The following is a 19,875-nucleotide window of genomic DNA, read 5'->3' as shown; positions in this document are numbered from 1 at the left end:
CGTACGACGGCCAGGTCCTCCCCCGAGAGCCGCTGGTCCAGGTCGCGGCCGACCCAGGGCGGTCAGCGTTCCGTACGCGGCTCCCGCGCCGCCGGCGCGGCCGACCAGGTTCACGAACGTCCGACGGGTCAGATCATGGCGGTTCACGGGGCCTCCAGAAACAGCAGACAGGTGGGTCGCACGCTGCTCATCCGATCTCGGAGGGCTCCCTCATGGCGGACCGCCGTACCGCTGACCTGGGCAGATGTTGCCTCCAGGCAGCTCGAAGCGGCCCCGGATCGCGGGGCCGCTGCCGTCGGGAACCCAGAAGGATGAAGTCACACGCGGTGATCACGTCAAGGATCACGGAAGGTGACGGGCGGGAGGGGCAGCGCGTCCGGGGCGGCGCCGTGGACGGCTCATCAGGCACGACCGGCCACCGGCCGGCGGGGCCCAGCAGCACCTGTCAGCGCTGCGGGGGCGGCAGGTGGGTACGTCAGGGGGCGAACATCGGTGTGCGTTACGCAGGGCAAAGTGCCTTCTTCCGTCATACGGGCCCTGTCGCTGACACTTTCTGTGCGAACAACACGTAACCAACGCACAGAAAGTGTGGTTTCTGGTGATTCTGAACGTCGATACCCTGCGGCGTCGTCCGGGGGTTCGTCCGGTGACGACGGGGCGGGAGATTCCGCATGACCAGCTGGACCAGTTCTCGCCGCCGGAGGTGAGGGCGGCGCTGGTGGGTGAGGCGGAGGCCCTGCCGGGGGTGTTCACCGGGCCGAGTCAGGTGTCGGAGCCGTCGTCGCTGGCGTTGCGGTTGCGGCGTCCGGTGGGGCCGTGGGAGGCGTTCCTGCATCCGAGCCGGGACGAGTTCGGGCACATCCACCGCGCGGGGTTCATGCATCTGACGGTGCCGTTGCCGCTGGTGGCGCCGCTGGTGGAGGCAGGGTGGGCGGAGCCGCACCCGATCAGCCTGCGGCCGGAGTGGCCGGACACGATCGTGATGCTCTACGCCCCGCGCGATGAGGACGAGTTGGCGGTCGCGGTGGCGGTCCTCCGGGCTTCATGGGAACAGGCGTCCGGCGTCTCCGGAGAGAAGAAGTGAGCGGGACGCTCAGGAAGATCGCCGTCTCGGTCGCGGTGTGAGCTGGAGGTTCGACGTGTTTGTCATGTTCGTTGCTTATATCGTGGTGGCCGTCCTGATGGCGGTGGTGCTGGCCGGGTCGGCGCGGGCGAAGCTGGTCCGGGATGCGAAGATCACCGCGGGGTTGACCGCGGTGGGGGTGCCGGAGGGGTGGTTCCCGCGGCTGGCGGCTCTGGAGATCGCCGGGGCGCTGGGACTGCTCACGGGGATCGTGTTCCGGCCGCTGGGGGTCGCCGTGGGGGTCGGTGTGGTGCTGTACTTCGCGGGGGCGCTGGTGACTCACCTGCGGGCGCGTGACGTCAAGGGCGCACCGGTCCCGGCGGTCCTGCTGCTGGTGGCCGTCGCGCCCGTGGCCTTGGGGCTCGCCACCGTCTGACGGGCCCCGTGGACGAACGCCCTGATCTCACCGGCGCCCGGGGTCGCTCGGGTCAAGGGCCAGGCGTACGAACTGCCGGGGGACGAGCGGGGCGCCAGGAAGCCTGCGGAGGTGTGGCGAGGCACTGCGGCCTCGCCACGCCGGCCGACTTCCGCACGGACCGACCTGTGATCGGCGTCGCGCCCGCGATCACGTCCGGTATCGGAAGATGATCCGGCCGCGGGTGAGGTCGTACGGGCTGAGCTCCACCAGGACCCGGTCGTACGGCAGGATCTTGATGAAGTTCTTGCGTATCTTCCCGCTGATATGCGCCAGCACCTTGTGTCCGTTCTCCAACTCCACCCTGAAGGTGGCGTTGCGCAGACACTCGACGACGGTGCCCTCTACTTCGATGCCGCCTGCTGTTCTTGGCATGACTCCCGCTTTTCTCTGCTCGGTAACGGTGACGGAGTGGGGCGTCAGCGCAACACCAATTCCAGGTTCCGGCTCGTACACCGCGCGCCGACCCCCTCGAACAGCGCCATGGCCGCCCGGTTGGATTCGTTCACCTCGGCCGAGGCCCTTTCGACTCCCCGCCGGTGCAGCGAACCCAGTACGTGGGCGAGCAGCGCCCGCGCGACACCCCGGCGTCGCCTGTCGGAGCGGACCGCGATCAGCCCGATCCGCGGCTGCCGGACCACCGGCGCCAGTCGCAGCAGGCCCACGTACTCACCGGCCTGTGCCGCCACCACGTACTTCGACGGATCCAGCACGGTGACGCCGGCAGGGAGGGGCACCACCTCGGCCGGCATCTCCTGCCAGCCGACGGTGGCCTCGACCTCGTCGCGGATCGCGCGGTCCAGCGTGCGCAGCGGACCCTCCTCGACCTCGCCGGCCGCCACGATCGTCACGCCCTCCGGCGGCGGCACCGGGCCGAGGCCCGTGACCTCGGGGTCAGTGGTCAGGAGGTACTCCCGTTCACGGCGCCTGGTCGTGAACCCGGCTCGTTCCCAATGGGCTGCCAGGTCGAGGTCGTCCTCGTCGACCAGCGTGTGGAGCGGCCTCGGCAGGTCCGCGAGCATGGCGTCGGCGAGCCGGTCGAAGGCCGCGCCGTGCCACGCGTCGACGCTGATGAACATCCGGCCGTCGGGCCTGCCCGAGGTGTCGCCGTGGCCGACCACCCGGTCGTCCTCCACAGCGTGCCATCGCGTCTCCGAGACCCGCGTGACGACTACGGCAGGCTCGCCTGCGCCGGACGTGAATTGCGCAGAATGCATAGGTGTTGCCTTTCGGGATTGCCTGGTCAAAGGCGCTCCCGGCGACACCTACGTCATTCGCCCGACCGTGACGACGAGTGGGAGCACCCACGTCGATACAACGTTCATGGGTCTCACCTCCTCGCGTGATGTCACGGTGCGCGGAACGCTATCAACGTGAACATCATCGCGTCCAACCATTTTTCAGACGGTGGCCGTCGGATCGGCGTCTATGATCCCGGCTCGCTGTAGAGGGCGGTCATCCAGATGTGGGTGAGGACCTCGACGAGGGTGTCCTCGTCGGCGAAGGGGGCCACGTCGAGGGCGGCGAGGTAGTAGAGGCGCTCCCCGAGCCAGGTCAGCGCCGCCCCCAGGGCGGCTGGATCCACGTCCGGCGCGGTGGTGCGCTCGCTCGTGATGCGCTCGGTGGTGGCGGCCGTGAAGCCCGCCATCTGGTCGTGCCACAGCGCGGTGAGTTCCGGATCGGTCCGCCAGTTCTCCACGATGGCCCGCAACACGGGCGCCTCCTCGCGCCACAGGCGGGCCCCCTGAAGGATGCCGTGTCGTACGGAGGCCCGCCGCTGGTCGGGTTCGTCGTGCGTGAGCCAGGGCTGCGCGACCTCGTGACCACGGGCGATGGCGCGGCGTACGAGCTCGGCCAGGACCTCGTGCTTGCTCGCGAAGTAGAAGTAGAAGCTGCCGCGCGCCACCTGGGCGGCGGCCAGGATGTCGGCCACGCTCAGCTCGTCGAAGCGCCGTTCGTCGAGGAGGCCGCGTGTGGCGGCCAGGATCACCTCGCGCAGGTCACGGTCGTCGTCCTTCGGCCGTGGGGCTCGCCGGCCCGCTCTCGCCTCCATTCTCGAAATTCTAGCGTCTAGACAGCCTGTCTAGACGCTATGTACAGTCCTCCCCATGAGATACACGACGTTCGGAACGAGCGGGTTACGGGTTTCCGAGCTGATCCTCGGGACGATGGGCTTCGGCGAGGACTGGGGCTGGGGCGCTCCGCCCGAGGAATGCCGCAGGATGTTCACCGCGTACGCCGAGGCGGGCGGGAACGTGATCGACACGGCGAACAGGTACACCGAGGGCTCCAGCGAGCGCATCGTCGGCGAACTGATCGGCAAGGAGCGGGACCGCTACGTACTCACCACCAAGTACACGCTGTCCATGGACGGAGAGGACCCCAACGCCGCGGGCAACCACCGCAAGAACCTGAGGCGGTCGGTGGAGGAGAGCCTGCGACGCCTGGGCACCGACTACCTGGACCTGCTGTGGGTGCACATCTGGGACCCCGACACCCCGATCGAGGAGACGCTACGCGCCCTCGACGACCTGGTACGCACCGGCAAGGTGCTCTACCTGGGCTTCTCCGACGTGCCCGCCTGGGTGATCGCGCGTGCCAACACCATCGCCGAGTTGCGCGGGTGGACGTCGTTCATCGGCCTGCAGCTGTCGTACAGCCTGCTGGAACGCGACATCGAGCGCGAACTGCTGCCGATGGCCGAAACGCTGGGCCTGTCGGTGGCCGCGTGGGCGCCGCTGGCCCGCGGCGTACTGTCGGGGAAGTTCACCCGCACCGACGCCACCGCCGGGTCCCGGATCAGCCGCGACGCCGTACCCGAGCGCCACCTGGCGATCGCCGCCGACGTCGCCGGCGTCGCCGACGAGCTCGGCGTCTCCTCCTCCCAGGTCGCCCTCGCCTGGACCCGGGCGCACCGCACCTGGATCCATCCGATCTCCGGCGCCAGGACTTTCGATCAGCTCACCGACAACCTCGCCGCCTGCGACCTGCGGTTGCCGCCGGAGATGGTGGAACGGCTCGACGAGGCCAGCGCCTTTCCGCTCGGGTTCCCGCAGAACTTCATCCAGATGTCGCGCGAGTTCGTCTACGGCCCCTCGGCCGCCCGCTTCGACCGCCGAGTGCCCTGATCGAGGGCCACGGCGGACGGCCACGGCGGACCGCTTCTGGTGGGCACGATCGCCGACCTGCCGCAGGAAGGCCTCCAGCGCGAGCCGCCCTGACACGGCGACGCCAGAGCGCCAGGTGCGGGTGCCGTTCGACGTGTCGCCGTGGTCAGGGGCCTCGCATCGACCATCCGGGCGCGGGCGTGTCCGGCGACGGGTGAGTCGCAAGCTCCCTGGAGCACCAGGGCACGCCGGCCCGTGAGCGGTCAGCTCACCAGGTCGATGCCAGCTTGCGGCGCAGCCGTACGGGCAGCAGCGGTGGCGCCTTGGTGTGCCGCTCGTCGCCGATCACTTGGAACAAGGCCCGCCGGTCGGTCATGTCGCCCTTGCCGCTCGGCTCTCGGCCGAAGACGGCGAGGAGCGCCGTACGGGTGCCGGTGCGTTCGCTCCAGTCGACGAAGGCACGCGATTCCGCCGGGTCCTCGCCGAAGAACTCGTCGAACAGCAGCAGGCTGCCCCCGCTCAGCAAGGGGGTGAGCCAGTCGAGGGCGCATGTAGTCGACCGGCGCCGAGTCCGAGACGACCTTGAACGTCGAGCCGGGCGGGCGCTCGCCGAGCAGCGCCACCATCGACGCAGGCGTCGGTGACGCCGTCGAGTGTGCGGGCCCCCGCCGCGTACACCTTGCCCCCGTTTGTGATGCCCATGGCCTGAGGACATGGCGTGCGGCTCGTCGGCCGTTCGTCCGGGGGCCGCTGGCTAGCGGTCGTCGAAGGTGTCGTGCCAGTTCTCGGCAGCGCGGATCATTTCGTTGCTGAGGTGCTGGAGGAGCCGGCCCATGCTCTTGAGCCGGGCTCCGGCGGGAGAGGCGGGGTCGAGGGCTTCGGCTCCGTGGAGAGCGGCGGCTGCGAGCTGGGCGTTCCTGCGGGCGCTGGCCATCCAGGACGGGTACAGGATGTCGCCGTCGATGACGTAGCGGTCGCGGCGGCGCCGTGGGTCTCGCTCGCGCCGGATCAGCTGGTGCTGTTCGAGCCGGCCGACGGCCTTGGAGACGGACGCCGGGCTGACCTGGAGGCGCTGGACGAGCTCGGCGGCGGTGAGGCTGCCGCTGTCGGTGACGTACAGGCTGACGAGCACCCGGGCGGCCGTGCGCGACAGGCCGGTGTCGACGAGCATGGCGGTGAAGGTCTCCTCCAGCTCCCCGGTGGTGCGCGGGTCTCGCCCGTCGAGGACGGCCGGCGCCGGGGGAGGGACGGCGGGTCTGCGGCGGCGGGCTCGGATCGCGGTCGCATGGTGGGCGCGGTCGGCTTCGTAGCCGCCGGCGCCGCCGTTTCTGGTGACTTCGCGGGTGATGGTCGAGACCGGGCGCTGGAGACGTCCGGCGATCTCGCTGTAGGTGAGCCCGTCGGCCAGCCCTGCGGCGATCTGACGACGTTCTTCGTGGGTCAGCCTTCCACCCGGCATCGGCGATCTCCCTCCTGCGTGACTGTCCAGTATTGCGTTCGCCGACATCTCATTGCAAATCACTTTTGCGTTTGACCGCATCGTCATTGCAACCACCTGCGAAAACGCGATTGACAGCATGCTGAAGGCAACGTAGCTTTTCTTCTTGAGTAAACACGTACTATCTCGTCTGAGCGAAGGAGTTCGGCATGGTCACGCACCTCTTACTCGCCGCCGTGACGGCGGTTAGCTCCCCCGGAGTGCAGAGCGCGCTCGACCGGGCGGTCACCGACGGCGGCGCGCCGGGCATCGCCGCCGAAGTGCGCGACGCGCGGGAACGGTGGTTCGGCTCCGCCGGCCTCTCCGACACCGAGACCGGCCGCAAGCGCAGGCCGAACGAACGATTCAGGATCGGCAGCGCCACCAAGGCGTTCACCGCCACCGTGGTCCTGCAACTGGCCGGCGAGGGCAAGCTGCACCTGGACGACTCCGTGGAGCGCTGGCTGCCCGGCCTCCTCCAGGGCAACGGCTACGACGGCGGCCAGGTCACCATCCGGCAGCTGCTCAACCACACCAGCGGGATCTTCAACTACACCAGCGACACCGAGTTCTTCGCCCAGGGGCAGGGCGCGGCCTGGCTGGAGCACCGCTACGACACCGTGACCCCGGAGCAGCTGGTGAAGATCGCGCTGCGCAACCCGCCGTACTTCGGCCCGGGCGAGGGGTTCGCCTATTCCAACACCAACTACATCCTGGCCGCCATGATCATCGAGAAGGCGACGGGCCACACCTTCGGCCAGGAGGTGACGCGGCGCGTCATCCGGCCGCTGCGGTTGACCGGAACCTACTTGCCCGCGCTGGAGGCGAAGATCCGAGGGCCGCACCCCGTGCACTACTCCACCCTGTTCTCCCAGGACCCCGACCCCACGATCTACGACGCCACCGACATGAACCAGTCCGGCGCCTGGTCGGCGGGAGGCATGGTCTCGACGGTCGGCGACCTCAACCGGTTCATGGGCGCCCTGCTGGGGGGACGCCTGCTGCCCGACGCCCAGCAGAAGGAGATGTTCACCACCGTCGCCACCCAAGGGTGGATCCCCGACACCCGGTACGGCCTCGGCGTCTTCACCCAGAAGCTGCCGTGCGGCGTCTGGGTCTGGGGCGCCGCCGGGGCCACGTACGGCTCCTGGACGTACGCCATGGGGGCGCGTGACGGCAGGCACATGCTCACCACCGAGATCAACGGCGACTGGAGCGGCCTGAGCGTCTTCTCCGACGTCTTGTCGGCCGAATTCTGCCCCAAGGGGCCGCGTTGACCACACCCGTCCGGACCGCCCGCTCGCCGGCGCCCCGGCCTGAGCGCAACAAGAACGGTGTTCGTGCTATGCCGAGCTGACCTCGCCGTCGGAGGCCGGCCGGGTGGCGGCGAAGTACGGCCGGTCGGCCAAACGATAGAGCACGACGGTCAGGACGACGAGCGCGGCGAACCACCCGACGACCAGGACGGATGACAGCTCGGCGTAGCCGTAACCGGCCAGCAGGCCGGCCGCGCCCAGGCCGGCCACCGCCCAGCGCAGTACGTCCAGCAGGGCGACCCGGGAGTTGTCGCCGCGTGAGCGCATCCGGGTCATGAGGGCGTCCACGATCAGCCAGACCGTGACCAGGGCGCCGGCCGTGGCGGCGGCCTGGGCCCTGGCGAAGGCGTCGCCCGGCCGCTGCAACAGGAGCAGCCCGGCGGCGCACATGCCCCAGCCGACGGGGTCGAACAGCAGGTCGAGGCCATTGAACCGGAGCGCGCCGAAGACGATGACAAGCCCGGTGGCGATCTTCGTGACAGGACGCACGTGCAGTGCCCTTCTCTCCTGGGCGGCTCTCGCCGGGCGGCCCTCATGGGACGGACGTCAGAATTCGCCGCTCACTGCCTTGTCGCACACCACGTTGGCCAGGGCGCGTTGCCAGGCCACGGGAACGCCGCCCCCGCTCCCGGTCATCTGCCACGGGTCCAGCATGACCTCCGACGAACCCGAGACCAGCCAGGTCCGGTAGGTGAATCGGATCGGCTGCGGCTCGTGCGGCACCGCCGCGCAGTCGGTGATGACGATCCGCCGGGTCACCGTCCTGGTGCCGTCGCCCCGAACGGTGATCTCGGCGGGGTCGTCCTCCGTGCTTTCGGGAGGGAGCAGACGCAGGCCCGGGATGGCCATCGAGATATCCGTGACGGTGAACGGGGAAAACGCCTGGTTCTCGAGCTCGACCCAGGCACTGGTGGACAGCACACCATTGTCGTCCACCTGGGCACTGAGAAAGAAGCTGTCGATTTCCCAGCGGATGCGCGGCGTTATCGACCCCGACCACCACAAGCCGGCCGCGAGGCACATCAGCACGAGGCAACTGGACACCACGAACGGTAATCGCGTACGCGGGGCGACGCCAAATTGCTGCCATATATCCGCTGAACTCACGAGACGGAACCATATATCGTGGCGCCTTGTGACGATACCCCCATTGATCTTCTGGGTGGCGGCGGTGATCACCGTGCTCGCGGCGGCCACGCCCCTCAGCCAGGGGCGTCTCGGCAGGTTCGCCGCCCTGACGGGACTCACGGTCGTCGAGACCGATGCCCGCCGGATCGTCGGCCATTTCGCCGGGCTGCGCCGATGGCGGCTGGCGGCCGTCATCCTGGCGGCTCCCGTGGCGGGTCTGACGGGGGATCCGTTCTATCTCGTCGTGGGCTGGTGCGCCGTTCCGGTATTCCGCGTCGTACGGCCGCCGGTCGCTGACGCCATTTATCGCCGGGCCTGGTTGCTCGCCGTTTCCGCTGCCGCCGTTACAGGCTGCTGTCTTCTCGTGGCGCGGGGAATCACACCGACGCGGATTGCCCATGTTGTCGTCGTGGTCGCGGTGGTGGCGGCGATATCGTACGCCGAACGGAAAAGCGGGCCCGAAATGCCGGACGAAACAGGGACCGCCATTCGCCGATGGTCCGTTCGCACCGGCTATTTGGCGGGAAGCGCGATTGTGCTCGCCGGCGTTCTCGTCACTCCCGGGCGGGCGCTGCCGAGCGAACCGCCGCAGTACACGATGCCCAGGGAGTTCCCGGAGCGGCAGGTCTCCTTCGAGAAGATCGGCGAGGTCAAGAGGCCCACCTGTCCGTGGATCGACCAGATGGACGACCCGTGCCGCTACTGGCTGGTCGACGACGAGCCGTTTCCGCAGGCCGCACCCTATGTCGTCATGAAAGGCGGGGCGCCGACGGCGGCGCCGTTCGTGGTGAGCCCCGACCGGCGATCCGTCGTCTACCTGGACCGGGCCTCGCGCCGCGTGGTCCACCAGCACGGAGGGAACCGGCGTGACCTCAGCGGGCCGCTCCCCGACGCGGACGTGCCCGAGGTGAGCATCAGCGAGCGCGGCAGGTACGTCGCCCTGACCAGGAACGGCACCCGCGTCATCGACACCGGTTCCCGGAGCGGGATCACGCTCCCCGGCGTGCTGAAGGTGCTCGAGGTCAGTTCGCCGGGGGTGGTGGTCACGACGGCTTCCGGCCTGATCGTCTACGACCGTCGCGGCAAGGAACGTCTGAACATCGCCGTCCCCTCCCTGCTCCTGGAGTCCCGTACCGCCTTCCTCAAACCGGACGGCAGCCGGCTCGTGGTCATCAGCGACGACGGCGACCTCGTCGAGACCTACGACCTCACCACCCGCGAGCGGATCCATCGTGTACGCCCCCGGCTCCCCGACGGGGATCCGGTCGAGTCGGGCGCCGGCTGGTCGAGCAAGGGCCGGTTCCAGATCCGCCGGGACGCGGGGGCGGAGGAACGCAGGGACTTCTTCCTCGACCTGGCGACCGGCAGGACCAGGCACGTCACGTGAACCAGGTGATCGCCTGGCCGTGGGATCGGGTCCAGGCGAGCGGCCTTCCGTCCAGCGCGAGCACGTTGTGCAGCGCCTCGCCCGGCGGCGTCGGGAGCGTGCCGTGGGGCAGCACGTCCGGGGCCTCGTTCGCGATCCAGTGTCCGGGGAGCCCGCGTACCGTCTCGGCGAACGCCGCCCGTCGCGGCATCGGCACGTGGTACAGCACCGAGCTGTGGAACACCACCAGCGTCGCGTCGGGCGGGGACTGCGCGGCCAGCGCCGGCAGGTCGTCCACCAGGTCGCCCCGTACGAGCAGCGGCGGGTCGGCCGCGACGACGGCCGCCGCCGCCCGCAGCCTGGCGCGGCGGTGCGTGTGTTCTGGCCAGATGAGGGCGTCGAGCCAGGCCAGATCCGCGGGGTCGGTCACGTCGAGCGGGTTCAGGTCCAGGCCGGCCCGCCACACCACCTGGGGCAGCCTGGTCGGCGGCGCCAGGTCGGTGGGCGTGCAGGCGAGGACCGGGTCGCCGGAGCCGACCGGATGGTCGCCGTAACGGTAGGCGTACCGGTCGGGGTAGAGGCACAGCCCGGCGGACGCGCCGACCTCCAGCAGCGCGAGCGGCTGCGGGAGCGCGTTGAGCACCGGGAGCAGGACGGCGCACCGTCCGGCCTCGTTCGTCTGTGTGGTCCGGGTGCGCGTCTCCGCCTCGATCACCGGCCAGTTCGCCACCGTGTAGTCGTGGAACGCGGCCGGATCCTCGACCGGCCCGCCGAGCAACCGGACCACGCCGAACAGCAGGTTCGGCTGCCGCTTGGCCGGCGGAAGCCCGGCGAGCAGAGCCATGAGCTCGGGATCCCGCGTCACCGCGTACGCCAGGCGCTCGTACGTGGGCGACACACCTTGCGCCTCGCGCGCGGCGAAATCAGCGTAGATCGCGGCGATCGTCATATTCCGATGATCGCAGCGAACTCCTCCCGCACCCAGCCGGACGTGGCCCCGGACGGACCTCCGAGTCCGGAACAGGCACACGTGATCTCGGCCCCGGGGCCGGGCCGTCACTGCGTATAGGACTTCAGCGTCGAGGTCAGCGGTCCGAAACCGCGTTCCATCCCGCCCGGCCGGTTGCGCGCGAGCCAGCATCGCCGGTACTCCGTGATCAGCGTGTCGAGGTCCGCGCGCAGCTCATCGTCACCGGGGGTGACCAGCCCCGCCGTACGGCCCAGCCGCCAGGCCCCGTGCCGCGCGAGCCCGATGGCCGCGGCGAGTTCGCGTACCGCCAGCGCGCCGTCACCCGAGGCCGGCCGGGCCCGTTCCAGGTCGGCCAGCGCCTGGTCCAGCGTCGTGATGACCGCCTCGACCAGGCCGGCGTCGGGTTCGTGCGTGACAAGATGTTGCTGCGCGGGGATCAGGGCCGCCTGAAGCGGGCTGCCGTTGAACGAGCGCCGCCCGGTACGCCCCCAGACCCGCCCCACGGCGTCGAGCACGCCGCCGAGCACACCGGCGTGGTCGCGGAAGACGTGCCGGTCGAGTACGGCGGGCAGGTCGATGTCCGCGTTGCCGGCCAGGCACCAGCTCACCGCGCCGGCGTACACGATGGGTGGGTAGGACGTACAGAACGCCTGCAAGTGGCCGTTGTCGCCCCATTCGGTGAGCAGGAGGCCGGAGGCTCCGCTCGCCAGGCCGGTGCCCACCGCGTCGGCGATGTTGCCCATCGCGTTGTCGATGCGGCCGACCAGCGAGTTCCACGTGCCGGTGCCCGGTGCGACCAGGAACGGCACCCCGCTGCCCGGCAGCCCCTTGAGGGCCTCGGAGAAGCCGTCGAAGGCGATGTTGATGCCCAGCTCGTCGATGACCTGCTGGAAGTCCGGCGGGATCTCGATGCGTTCGTCGTCCGGGCGGGGAGCCTCGTACGTCCAGGCGACGGCCGTGCAGCCCGCCGGGAGTCTTTCGACGAGTTCGGGATGGTGGGTGATGAAGTCGGCCCAGAACTGCGGCCGGTAGCCCTGGTCGATCAGGGGCTCCAGCAGGCGGCGCAGGTGCCTGAGGTAGACCTCGCCGGCTCCGAGTTCGGCCACCTGGGCGGCGCCGGCGCCCCTGCCCAGTTCGAGGGGCTCGTCGCAGTTGACGTTGACCTGGCGGCTGGTGAAGTTGGGCAGCAGTTCGGCGAGCAGGCCGTGGGCGAACGCCGCGCTCTCCTCGTCCGATTTGAGGGTGAAGGCGGGCATCGAGAACCCGGCCACGGAGAAGCCGTCCTGGCATTCGGCGAGGTGGCGGTAGGTGTCGTGGGAGAGCCAGGACTCCATGTGGGTGTACGTGCTCTGGTTGGGCACCAGCTCGATGCCGGCGTCGGCGCACATCGCGTCGAGGTCGCGGATCTCGGCGGCGGTCATGGGGGACGCGTCGCGCCACACGTCCTGGTGGCCGGTGTAGGCGAAGGTGTGCTCGGTGTAGAGCTGGAGCTGGTTGTAGCGGGCGATGCGCAGCACCTCGATGAGGTGGACGAAGCTCTCCCTGGTGGGGACGCGGCCGCGGCTGACGTCGAGCAGGAAGCCCCGTACGGGGAGGTCCGGCCAGTCCGCGATGTGCACCGCCGGCCAGGTGCCGTCGCCTTGGGCGCGCAGCTGCTCAAGGACGTCCCTGCCGTAGCGGAGTCCGGCGTCGTCGGCGTATCGCAGGGTGACGTCCGGTCCGGTGGTGTCGATGGTGAAGCCTTGGGCCGGAAGGCTTCCGTCGAGAATCTCGGCGACGGGCGCGGAAAGGGCGGCGCCCTCTTCTGTGACGGTCATGAGCCGGGGGCGGGGGAACAGCTCGATCATCGGACTCCCCTTGAAGCGGTCGAAGGGTAGCGTTCGCACACGGTCGTGGAGGTACATGGACAGCATCGCCGCTTAATCGACCGAGCGGTAGATTGCGTTACATGTTCGTTATATTTGGAGGTGGTTGCCGTGCAGCAGAAGCGGCGCAAGCGTGCCGACGAGCGACGCGCGGAGATCCTGGCCGCTGCCGAGAGCGTCTTCGCGGAACGCGGCTACCGGGCCGGCTCGCTCGCCGCCATCGCCGAGGCCGTGGGCATCTCCAAGCAGACCCTGCTGCACCACTTCCCGACCAAGGAACACCTCCTGGTCGCCGTACTGGAACACCGCGACCTGCACAACCTGGGCATCGTCGCCGACATGGGACTGACGGTCGAGGCGATGGCCCGGCTGGTCGACTTCAACCTCGACTGGCGCGGGCTCGTGCACTCCTACACCGTGTTGTCCGCCGAGAGCGTCGCCGAGGACCATCCCGCCCACGAGTTCTTCACCACGCGCTACGACCGCTCCCGCCGCGCCCTGGCCGACAGCCTGCGCGCGGAGCACGGCGACCGGTTGCCCGGCGGGCTGACCCCGGAACAGGCCGCGCCCCTGATCATCGCGGTCAACGACGGGCTTCAGCTCCAATGGCTGCTCAACTCCCGGGACGTGGCGATCGGCGAGCTGTTCCGGGCGTTCCTGGCCACGGTGGTGGAAGGCGAACCGCCCGCGAGCACCTGACCCGGCAGGACCTCGCTACCGTACGGTGAGCACCAGCTTCCCCGCGGTGCGGCCGGTCTCGCCGGTCGCGTGCGCCTTGGCCGCGTCCGCCAGCTCGAACGTGCCGGCGATCTCCGCGCGCAACCGGCCCTCGGCCACGAGCCGGGCGATGGCCAGCATCCCGGCGTGGTCGTGCTCCACCAGCTTGACCTCCGCCCGCACGCCGAGGCGGGTCGCTTCTCGGGTGAGCGCCGGAGTGCCGTCGTCGAGGCGCAGGGAGACCAGGAGGCCGCCCGCGCGCAGGCTGCGCAGAGAGCCCATGGCGTGCTCGCTGCCTTGGGCGTCCACAACGACGTCGGCGTCGCGGACGGCCTCGGTGATGTCCGTGGTGCGGTAGTCGAGGACCTCGTCGGCGCCCAGCTTCCGTACGAAGTCGTGCTTGGGGGCACTGGCGGTGCCGATCACGTACGCACCGTGGGCCTTCGCGATCTGTACGGCGAGGTGGCCGACGCCGCCCGCTGCGGCGTGGATCAGCACCCGAGACCCGTCCTGGACGCGCGCGGTGTCCACGAGGGCCTGCCAGGCGGTGAGGGCGGCCAGCGGCAGGGCGCCGGCCTGCACGTGGTCGATGGCGGCGGGTTTGGGGGCGAAGGCACGAGCGGGCCCGGTGACGTACTCGGCGTGCGAACCGGCTCCGTGCGGATACGGCAACATGCCGAACACCTCGTCACCCGCCTTGAAGAGGGTGACCCCGGCACCGGCGGCCTCGACCACTCCGGAGACGTCCCAGCCGAGGACGAACGGCGGCTCGCCGAGCATGAGCCCGGGGATGGCGCGGTGTTTCCAGTCGGTCGGGTTGACGCCGGCGGCGTGCACCCGCACGAGAATCTCGCCCACGCCCGCCGCCGGTCGCGGCAGCCGGATCTCTTGGAGCACCTCGGGGCCGCCGATGACGTCCTGGCTGATGGCACGCATGGTGGTGATGTCGTTCATGGGCCCAGCCTGCTGTGCCCGGCCGCCCGCCGGGAGTGGCAGGAATGTCATTCGTCGATAGGATCGTGCCATGCATCGTGTGGTCGTCATGGCGCTCGACGGGGTCTATCCGTTCGAGCTCGGCATCCCGCAGCGCGTCTTCGGCACCGCGCAGGGCCTCTACGAGGTGCTCACCTGCGCGGTCGACGGGCACGCGGTGCGTACGTCCGCGGACTTCACGATCAGCACCCGGCACGGCCCGGAGATCCTGGCCACGGCGGACACGGTGGTCATCCCCCCGTACGCGTCGGCCTCCCTCTCGGCGCAGCTCCCGGCCGGTGTGGCGGACGCGTTCAAACTGATCCCGGCGGGCACCCGGGTCGTGTCCATCTGCACCGGGGCGTTCGCGCTCGCGGCGGCTGGGCTGCTCGACGGCCGCAGGGTGACGACCCACTGGAACCAGACGGCCCGCTTCGGCGAGCTGTTCCCCCAGGTGACTCTCGACGCGGACGTGTTGTTCGTCGACGACGGCGACATCCTCACCTCGGCCGGCGCCGCGTCAGGCGTGGACGTGTGCCTGCACCTCATACGCAAGGACCACGGCAGCCGGCTGGCCAACCACGTCGCGCGCCGGTGCGTCGTGCCACCCTGGCGGGACGGCGGCCAGGCGCAGTACATCGAACAGCCCGTGCCCGAGCCGTCCGTGGCGGGGACCTCCGCGACGAGGGAATGGGCGCTCGAACGGCTGGCCGAGTCGCTGACGCTGACCGACCTCGCCGCACACGCCCGGATGAGCCTTCGTACGTTCGCCCGCCGTTTCCAGGACGAGGTCGGGGTCAGCCCGGGGCGGTGGCTGACCCAGCAGCGGGTCAACCGGGCGCGGGAGCTGCTGGAGTCGAGCGACCTGCCCGTCGAGCTGGTCGCCCGCCAGGTGGGATTCGCCACCGCCGCGTCTCTGCGTCAGCATCTCCACGCCGCGATCGGGGTCTCGCCGCAGGCGTACCGCCACACCTTCCAGACCGCCGGCGACCGCTGACCCGGCGTCGGGGCTTTACTGCTGAGGGCCGCAACCGTCCAGGATGCTCCGGACCAGGGCTTGGACGGTGTCCCTGTTGACGCTTTCCGGCGGTGCGGTGACCAGGGTGAACAACGCGCCCTCGTAGAGAGTGATCAGGGAGTGAATCCTCTCGAGGGGGAGGACGAGACCGAGTTTGTCGTGCTGCCCGGCGGTGACCTTCGCCGCCGCGTCCCAGAGGCCGGCGAGTGCCGTGGCGAGCACCGGACGGCGTACGGCCTCCAGCTGGAGCTCGAAGATCGCCAGGTAGCGGTCGCGCAGTGTGGTCGCCGCCGTGAGCAGCGACTCGGTCAGCAGGTCGGCCAGCGTCGCGGGCTGCTCGACGGACCGGTCGACCGCCCGGTCGGTGTCGGCGTGGTGCAGCTCGATGATGCGCTCCGCGGCGGCCACCAGCAGCGCCTCCCGGTTACGGAAGTAGTTGGAGGCGGTTCCCGATGGAAGGTCCGCCTCCTTCTCCACCGCGCGATGGGTCAGCCCGTGCACCCCCGACGACGCCAGCAGTGCGATGGCGGCATCGGTCAGAGCGCGGCGGCGGGCTGGATTGGTGGGCGGCATACGGTCATGCTATACCAATAGCCGTACTAGTACGATCGTAGTGAATCGAGGTGATCCTGTGAGGATCGTGGTGGTCGGCGCCGGGCTCGGGGGAGTGGCGGCCGCGGTGGGCCTGCATCGCCTGGGCCACGAGGTGACACTGATCGAGCGCGGCGCCGAGCTCAGGGAGGCGGGAACCGGGATCGTGGTCATGCCCAACGGGCTCCGGGCGCTGGACGCGGTGGGGCTGGCCGAGGGCGTACGCGAGCACGTCATGCGTGAAGGCCGCGGTGGACTGCGCGACCGGCGCGGACGCCCACTGCTGATCACCGACCTGGACCGGGTGCGGCAGCAGATCGGCACACCCGTCATCATCGACCGGGCGCGCCTGCACCGGGCACTACGCGCCCCGCTCCCCGCCGAACTGGTGCTGACCTCCACCCCGGTCGAGCGCCTGGACGCCGACTCCACCAGGGTGACCGTGATCGCCGACGGTGAACCCGTCGCCCGGGCGGACGCCGTGATCGCTGCCGACGGCATCGGCAGCAGGCTGCGGGCACAACTCTTCCCCGGCCATCCCGGGCTGCGGCGGACCGGCCGGATGGATCTGCGCGGTATGCTGCCCCGTCCGCCCGGCCTGGATGCGGACCTGCTGACCAGTCAGTTGGTCGACCGCCGCAACGGGGCGATGTTCGGCCTGTACCCCGTCGGCGAGAACCTTCTGTACTGGTTCACCGACTCCGCCCTGCACGGCACACCTCCGGACGCGGACGAGGCACGCCGGCAGATGTTGTCCCTGATGGCCGACTGGCATCCCGTCGTCGCGACCCTGATCGAGGCCACCCCGGCCGCCGACATCTACGTCGACCCGATCACCCGTCTGGCCGAGCCCCTGCCCTCGTTCGCGGTCGGCCGGATCGCTTTCCTCGGCGACGCCGCGCACGCCATGCCACCCGACCTCGGCCAGGGGTCCAGCCAGGCCTTCGAGGACGCCGCCGCGCTGACCCGCCACCTGACCGGCGCCGAGCCGGCGGACGTCCCCCGGCGGCTCCTGCGTTACGACGCCGAGCGCAGGCCCAGCGCCAACCGCATGATGCGGGCGGCGTCCCGGCAGTCGTGGCTGACCTCCCGGACCGGCGTCACCGCGTCGCTGCGCGACGCCCTGCTGCGCGCGGTACCGTCCCGGCTGGCCACTCGGCAGCTTGCCGCCCTCTGGCGCGTCTGACGATGGCACCCGTCCAGCTGCATCACCTCGTCACCCCGGCTCGTCAGCAGCAGGCGGGGGTCGATCAGCCGGCGGCCGTCTCCTGATCCTGGGCGATACGGCCGCGCAGCATGACCTCCATGACCTTCATGAAGCGCTGCGCCCTTGCCCGGCCGATGACGAACGGGTTGGCCGCCCCCGTCGTTCCGGCGCGCAGCTGCTCGATGAGGGCCAGGCCGTGGTCCACGCCGCCATGGTTGTTCAGCTCGACCTCCACCCCCGCCCGCCGCATCGTGGCGGCGAAGGCGAGTACGGAGGCCAGGCTGGTGCGTTTGTCCGCGGTCGCGGCGGGCGGGTTGGTGCCGCCCCACAACATCGCGGTGTGCCGCCGCCCCTTCCAGTGCACGGGGAAGATCGGCGAGACGGTGCCGGGCGTGTGGCCGGGCGTGTGGTGGAAGGCGATGGTGGTGCCGCCGAGGGTGAGCTCCTGGCCGTCGGCGATCTCCAGGTCGCGCTTGGGCGCGTTCGCGGGACGTTCGGCGGCGATGAGGTTCCAGTCGGTCCGGCTCATCATGACGCGGGCGCCGTACCGGTCGGCGAGGAACTGGGCGCCGCCGAAGTGATCGGCATGGCCGTGGGCGACCACCACGTACTTGATCTGCGCGGGGTCCGCGCCCACGGCGCGCAGCCCCGGGACGATGATCTTCTCGGCTTCGTCCGGCGATCCCATCGCGTCGACGAGGACGATGCCCTCGGCGGTGAACAACGCCGTGGCCTGAATGAAGCTGTTGCCCAGCACCGCCACGTCGTCGAAGGTGCGCAACGGGCGGAGGGGCGTCGGTTCCGGCATCGTGAGGCCGGGCGCGAGCGCTTTGACCAGGGCTTTCAGGACCGGGTCGGCGCCGGCCAGCGCGGCCGCGCGGTCGTAGTAGTGCTGGGCGCGCTTGGGGGCGGTGGCGGCCGCGGCTTCGGCCGGACGGCCTGCCAGCGGCAGGAGGGCCGCGGTGGCCAGCAACGTACGGCGGGACGGGACGGACTGCCCGAGAGGCATGGGCGAACACCTGCTCTTTCACGGGCCGCGGATCTTGACGCGATCGGCCCAGACGGACGTCGATGCCCCTCCAGCAGATCAGAACAGATCTTGTGGCGTCCAATACTGGTCTGGGCGGTCCGGCGATAGGGAAGTGGATATCGACCCTGCTCCGGCCCTTGGCGAGCCTCAAGACGGGCCGGAGGCAGGACGTCAGGCCGTCGTTCCGGCGTCGACAGTGATGGATGTGCCGGTGATCGTACGGCCGGCGGGGCCCGCCAGATGCAGGACGGTGGCGGCGATGTCGTCCGGGGTGCTGTAGCGGCCGAGGGCGGTGTAGGAACGTTCGTCGTCGGCGTCGGGACCGTCGGCGGGATTCATCTCGGTGTCGGTGGAGCCGGGGTGGACGAGGTTGGCCGTGATGTCGCGGGGGCCCAGGTCGCGGGCGAGGCCCTTGGTGAGGCCGATCAGTGCGGACTTGCTCATCGAGTACAGGGTCCAGCCGGGGTAGGGGACGCGTTCGGCCAGGCTGCTGCCGATGTTCACGATCCGCCCGCCGGCCCGCATGTGGCGTACGGCGGCCTGCGACGTGAGGAAGGCGGCTCTGGCGTGGATGGCGAGGGTGCGGTCGAGTTCGTCCAGGGAGACGTCCTCCAGCGGGCCGAAGGGGGCGATTCCGGCGTTGTTCACCAGGATGTCGAGGCGGCCGAAGGTGGAGACGGTGCGGGCGACGGCTGCCTGGAGTGCCTCGGCGTCGGTCGCCTCGGCGGCCATGGCCAGGCCTCGGCGGCCGAGTGCCTCGATCTCCTCGACCACGGTCTGCGCCCGGCTCGCCGCCGTCGCGTAGGTGATCGCCACGTCGGCGCCCGCCGCGGCCAGGTGGCGGGCGATGGCCGCGCCGATGCCCCTGCTGCCACCGGTGACGAGCGCGCTCTTGCCGTTGAGCATCTGTCCTCCTCTATGCGGAATCAGTTCCGGTTAAGGCTATTCGGAACGCGTTCCGCTTTGCAAGCCGATAGGGTGACCATGTGGCACAGGAACGGGCCGATGCCGCCAGGAACCGCGCGAAGATCCTTGCCGCGGCCGCGGAGATCGTCGCCACCTCGGGGATGAAGGGGCTGGCGATGGCCGACGTCGCGGCCGCCTCGGGCGTCGGGATCGGGACGCTGTACCGGCGGTTCGGCGACAGGTCGGGGTTGGCGTACGCGCTCATCGACGAGAAGGAACGCGAGTTCCAGCAGGCGTTCCTGACCGGCCCTCCGCCGCTGGGCCCCGGGGCGCCGGAGATCGAGCGGGTGCGCGCCTTCCTGCACGCGCTGACCGATCGCACCTTCGCCCAGCTCGACCTGCTGCTGATGGCCGAGACCGCCGGGGAGTTCGCACGGTTCGGCGGGGCCTATGAGGCGTACCATCAGCATCTGGTCGTACTGATCGCACGGATCAGGCCGGAGGCGGACGCGGGGTTCCTCGCCGATGCCCTGCTCGCGCCGATCGCGGCCAACCTGATCGTTCACCGGGGGCGTGCGGCTCCCGCGGTGAAGGCGGGTCTCGACGCGCTGCTCACGGGCCTCGGCTAGCGGGCCTTCCGTTCCGCGCTCGCGATGAACCGCTTTCG

The 19,875-nt window shown here is 70.3% G+C and carries 22 protein-coding genes; 9 read left to right on the top strand and 13 right to left on the bottom strand.

The window, feature by feature from the left end:
- Positions 1-586 precede the first annotated feature (586 nt).
- Both DMB42_RS45090 and DMB42_RS45085 read left to right on the top strand, forming a co-directional pair.
- Complete coding sequence (locus DMB42_RS45090) at positions 587-1,084, top strand: luciferase family protein (RefSeq protein WP_125646033.1); 498 nt, start codon at positions 587-589, stop codon at positions 1,082-1,084.
- A 64-nt stretch (positions 1,085-1,148) separates the two neighbouring features.
- Positions 1,149-1,499, top strand: a complete 351-nt coding sequence (locus tag DMB42_RS45085; RefSeq protein ID WP_125646031.1) for a DoxX family protein — start codon at positions 1,149-1,151, stop codon at positions 1,497-1,499.
- 189 nt (positions 1,500-1,688) lie between these two features.
- On the opposite strand, the gene infA is transcribed toward DMB42_RS45085, so the two are convergent.
- The 3 genes from infA to DMB42_RS45070 form a co-directional block, all read right to left on the bottom strand.
- The gene (infA, locus tag DMB42_RS45080; RefSeq protein ID WP_125646029.1) at positions 1,689-1,913 is read right to left on the bottom strand and encodes a translation initiation factor IF-1; all 225 of its coding nucleotides are present in this window, start codon (positions 1,911-1,913) and stop codon (positions 1,689-1,691) included.
- A gap of 44 nt (positions 1,914-1,957) precedes the next feature.
- Positions 1,958-2,674 (bottom strand): GNAT family N-acetyltransferase, encoded by a 717-nt coding sequence (locus DMB42_RS45075; protein WP_221762649.1) that lies wholly within the window; start codon positions 2,672-2,674, stop codon positions 1,958-1,960.
- Between the two features lie 290 nt (positions 2,675-2,964).
- Positions 2,965-3,591, bottom strand: a complete 627-nt coding sequence (locus DMB42_RS45070) for a TetR/AcrR family transcriptional regulator (protein WP_125646025.1) — start codon at positions 3,589-3,591, stop codon at positions 2,965-2,967.
- Between the two features lie 55 nt (positions 3,592-3,646).
- On the opposite strand from DMB42_RS45070, the gene DMB42_RS45065 reads away from it, so the two are divergent.
- Positions 3,647-4,666 carry an aldo/keto reductase gene (locus tag DMB42_RS45065; RefSeq protein WP_125646023.1) on the top strand — a complete coding sequence of 340 codons (1,020 nt, stop codon included), beginning with the start codon at positions 3,647-3,649 and terminating at the stop codon, positions 4,664-4,666.
- Between the two features lie 247 nt (positions 4,667-4,913).
- Here DMB42_RS45065 and DMB42_RS45060 read toward each other — a convergent pair whose 3' ends face one another.
- Positions 4,914-5,171 carry a hypothetical protein gene (locus tag DMB42_RS45060; RefSeq protein ID WP_125646021.1) on the bottom strand — a complete coding sequence of 86 codons (258 nt, stop codon included), beginning with the start codon at positions 5,169-5,171 and terminating at the stop codon, positions 4,914-4,916.
- Positions 5,172-5,399: 228 nt separating this feature from the next.
- Positions 5,400-6,104, bottom strand: a complete 705-nt coding sequence (locus DMB42_RS45055) for a MarR family transcriptional regulator (RefSeq protein WP_125646019.1) — start codon at positions 6,102-6,104, stop codon at positions 5,400-5,402.
- A 188-nt stretch (positions 6,105-6,292) separates the two neighbouring features.
- Between DMB42_RS45055 and DMB42_RS45050 the strand changes: the two genes are divergently transcribed.
- Positions 6,293-7,399, top strand: a complete 1,107-nt coding sequence (locus DMB42_RS45050; RefSeq protein WP_125646017.1) for a serine hydrolase — start codon at positions 6,293-6,295, stop codon at positions 7,397-7,399.
- Between the two features lie 66 nt (positions 7,400-7,465).
- On the opposite strand, the gene DMB42_RS45045 is transcribed toward DMB42_RS45050, so the two are convergent.
- Together DMB42_RS45045 and DMB42_RS45040 are read right to left on the bottom strand one after the other, a co-directional pair.
- Positions 7,466-7,927: a hypothetical protein gene (locus DMB42_RS45045; RefSeq protein ID WP_125646015.1), complete on the bottom strand. Its 462-nt coding sequence runs from the start codon at positions 7,925-7,927 to the stop codon at positions 7,466-7,468.
- Between the two features lie 57 nt (positions 7,928-7,984).
- A complete protein-coding gene (locus tag DMB42_RS45040) occupies positions 7,985-8,761 on the bottom strand; it encodes a hypothetical protein (protein WP_125646013.1) in 777 nt (258 codons plus the stop codon).
- Between the two features lie 340 nt (positions 8,762-9,101).
- Between DMB42_RS45040 and DMB42_RS45035 the strand changes: the two genes are divergently transcribed.
- The gene (locus DMB42_RS45035; protein WP_125646011.1) at positions 9,102-9,953 is read left to right on the top strand and encodes a hypothetical protein; all 852 of its coding nucleotides are present in this window, start codon (positions 9,102-9,104) and stop codon (positions 9,951-9,953) included.
- On the opposite strand, the gene DMB42_RS45030 is transcribed toward DMB42_RS45035, so the two are convergent.
- Together DMB42_RS45030 and DMB42_RS45025 are read right to left on the bottom strand one after the other, a co-directional pair.
- A complete protein-coding gene (locus DMB42_RS45030; protein WP_125646009.1) occupies positions 9,946-10,881 on the bottom strand; it encodes a DUF2332 domain-containing protein in 936 nt (311 codons plus the stop codon). The genes DMB42_RS45035 and DMB42_RS45030 overlap by 8 nt on opposite strands.
- A gap of 107 nt (positions 10,882-10,988) precedes the next feature.
- On the bottom strand, positions 10,989-12,749 hold the full coding sequence (locus tag DMB42_RS45025; protein ID WP_125646007.1) for a glycoside hydrolase: 1,761 nt from the start codon (positions 12,747-12,749) through the stop codon (positions 10,989-10,991).
- Positions 12,750-12,878: 129 nt separating this feature from the next.
- On the opposite strand from DMB42_RS45025, the gene DMB42_RS45020 reads away from it, so the two are divergent.
- Positions 12,879-13,466: a TetR/AcrR family transcriptional regulator gene (locus DMB42_RS45020; protein WP_221762648.1), complete on the top strand. Its 588-nt coding sequence runs from the start codon at positions 12,879-12,881 to the stop codon at positions 13,464-13,466.
- A gap of 15 nt (positions 13,467-13,481) precedes the next feature.
- Here DMB42_RS45020 and DMB42_RS45015 read toward each other — a convergent pair whose 3' ends face one another.
- Positions 13,482-14,438: an NADP-dependent oxidoreductase gene (locus DMB42_RS45015; RefSeq protein WP_125646003.1), complete on the bottom strand. Its 957-nt coding sequence runs from the start codon at positions 14,436-14,438 to the stop codon at positions 13,482-13,484.
- Between the two features lie 70 nt (positions 14,439-14,508).
- Here DMB42_RS45015 and DMB42_RS45010 point away from each other — a divergent pair, with 70 nt between their 5' ends.
- A complete protein-coding gene (locus DMB42_RS45010) occupies positions 14,509-15,453 on the top strand; it encodes a GlxA family transcriptional regulator (protein ID WP_125646001.1) in 945 nt (314 codons plus the stop codon).
- A 15-nt stretch (positions 15,454-15,468) separates the two neighbouring features.
- On the opposite strand, the gene DMB42_RS45005 is transcribed toward DMB42_RS45010, so the two are convergent.
- Complete coding sequence (locus DMB42_RS45005) at positions 15,469-16,047, bottom strand: TetR/AcrR family transcriptional regulator (RefSeq protein WP_125645999.1); 579 nt, start codon at positions 16,045-16,047, stop codon at positions 15,469-15,471.
- Between the two features lie 58 nt (positions 16,048-16,105).
- Here DMB42_RS45005 and DMB42_RS45000 point away from each other — a divergent pair, with 58 nt between their 5' ends.
- Positions 16,106-17,251: an NAD(P)/FAD-dependent oxidoreductase gene (locus tag DMB42_RS45000; RefSeq protein WP_185845198.1), complete on the top strand. Its 1,146-nt coding sequence runs from the start codon at positions 16,106-16,108 to the stop codon at positions 17,249-17,251.
- 64 nt (positions 17,252-17,315) lie between these two features.
- Here the strand turns inward: DMB42_RS45000 and DMB42_RS44995 are convergent, their stop codons facing one another.
- Together DMB42_RS44995 and DMB42_RS44990 are read right to left on the bottom strand one after the other, a co-directional pair.
- Complete coding sequence (locus tag DMB42_RS44995; RefSeq protein WP_125645994.1) at positions 17,316-18,281, bottom strand: MBL fold metallo-hydrolase; 966 nt, start codon at positions 18,279-18,281, stop codon at positions 17,316-17,318.
- 192 nt (positions 18,282-18,473) lie between these two features.
- Positions 18,474-19,208 carry an SDR family NAD(P)-dependent oxidoreductase gene (locus DMB42_RS44990; protein ID WP_125645992.1) on the bottom strand — a complete coding sequence of 245 codons (735 nt, stop codon included), beginning with the start codon at positions 19,206-19,208 and terminating at the stop codon, positions 18,474-18,476.
- Positions 19,209-19,288: 80 nt separating this feature from the next.
- Between DMB42_RS44990 and DMB42_RS44985 the strand changes: the two genes are divergently transcribed.
- Positions 19,289-19,837 (top strand): TetR/AcrR family transcriptional regulator, encoded by a 549-nt coding sequence (locus DMB42_RS44985; protein WP_260478318.1) that lies wholly within the window; start codon positions 19,289-19,291, stop codon positions 19,835-19,837.
- Positions 19,838-19,875: the final 38 nt, after the last annotated feature.

It is taken from the genome of Nonomuraea sp. WAC 01424 (genome assembly GCF_003947315.1).
GTDB classification, from domain to species: Bacteria; Actinomycetota; Actinomycetes; order Streptosporangiales; family Streptosporangiaceae; genus Nonomuraea; species Nonomuraea spiralis.
Note: the sequence above shows the minus strand (reverse complement) of the source record. Positions and strands in the feature narration are given on the sequence as shown.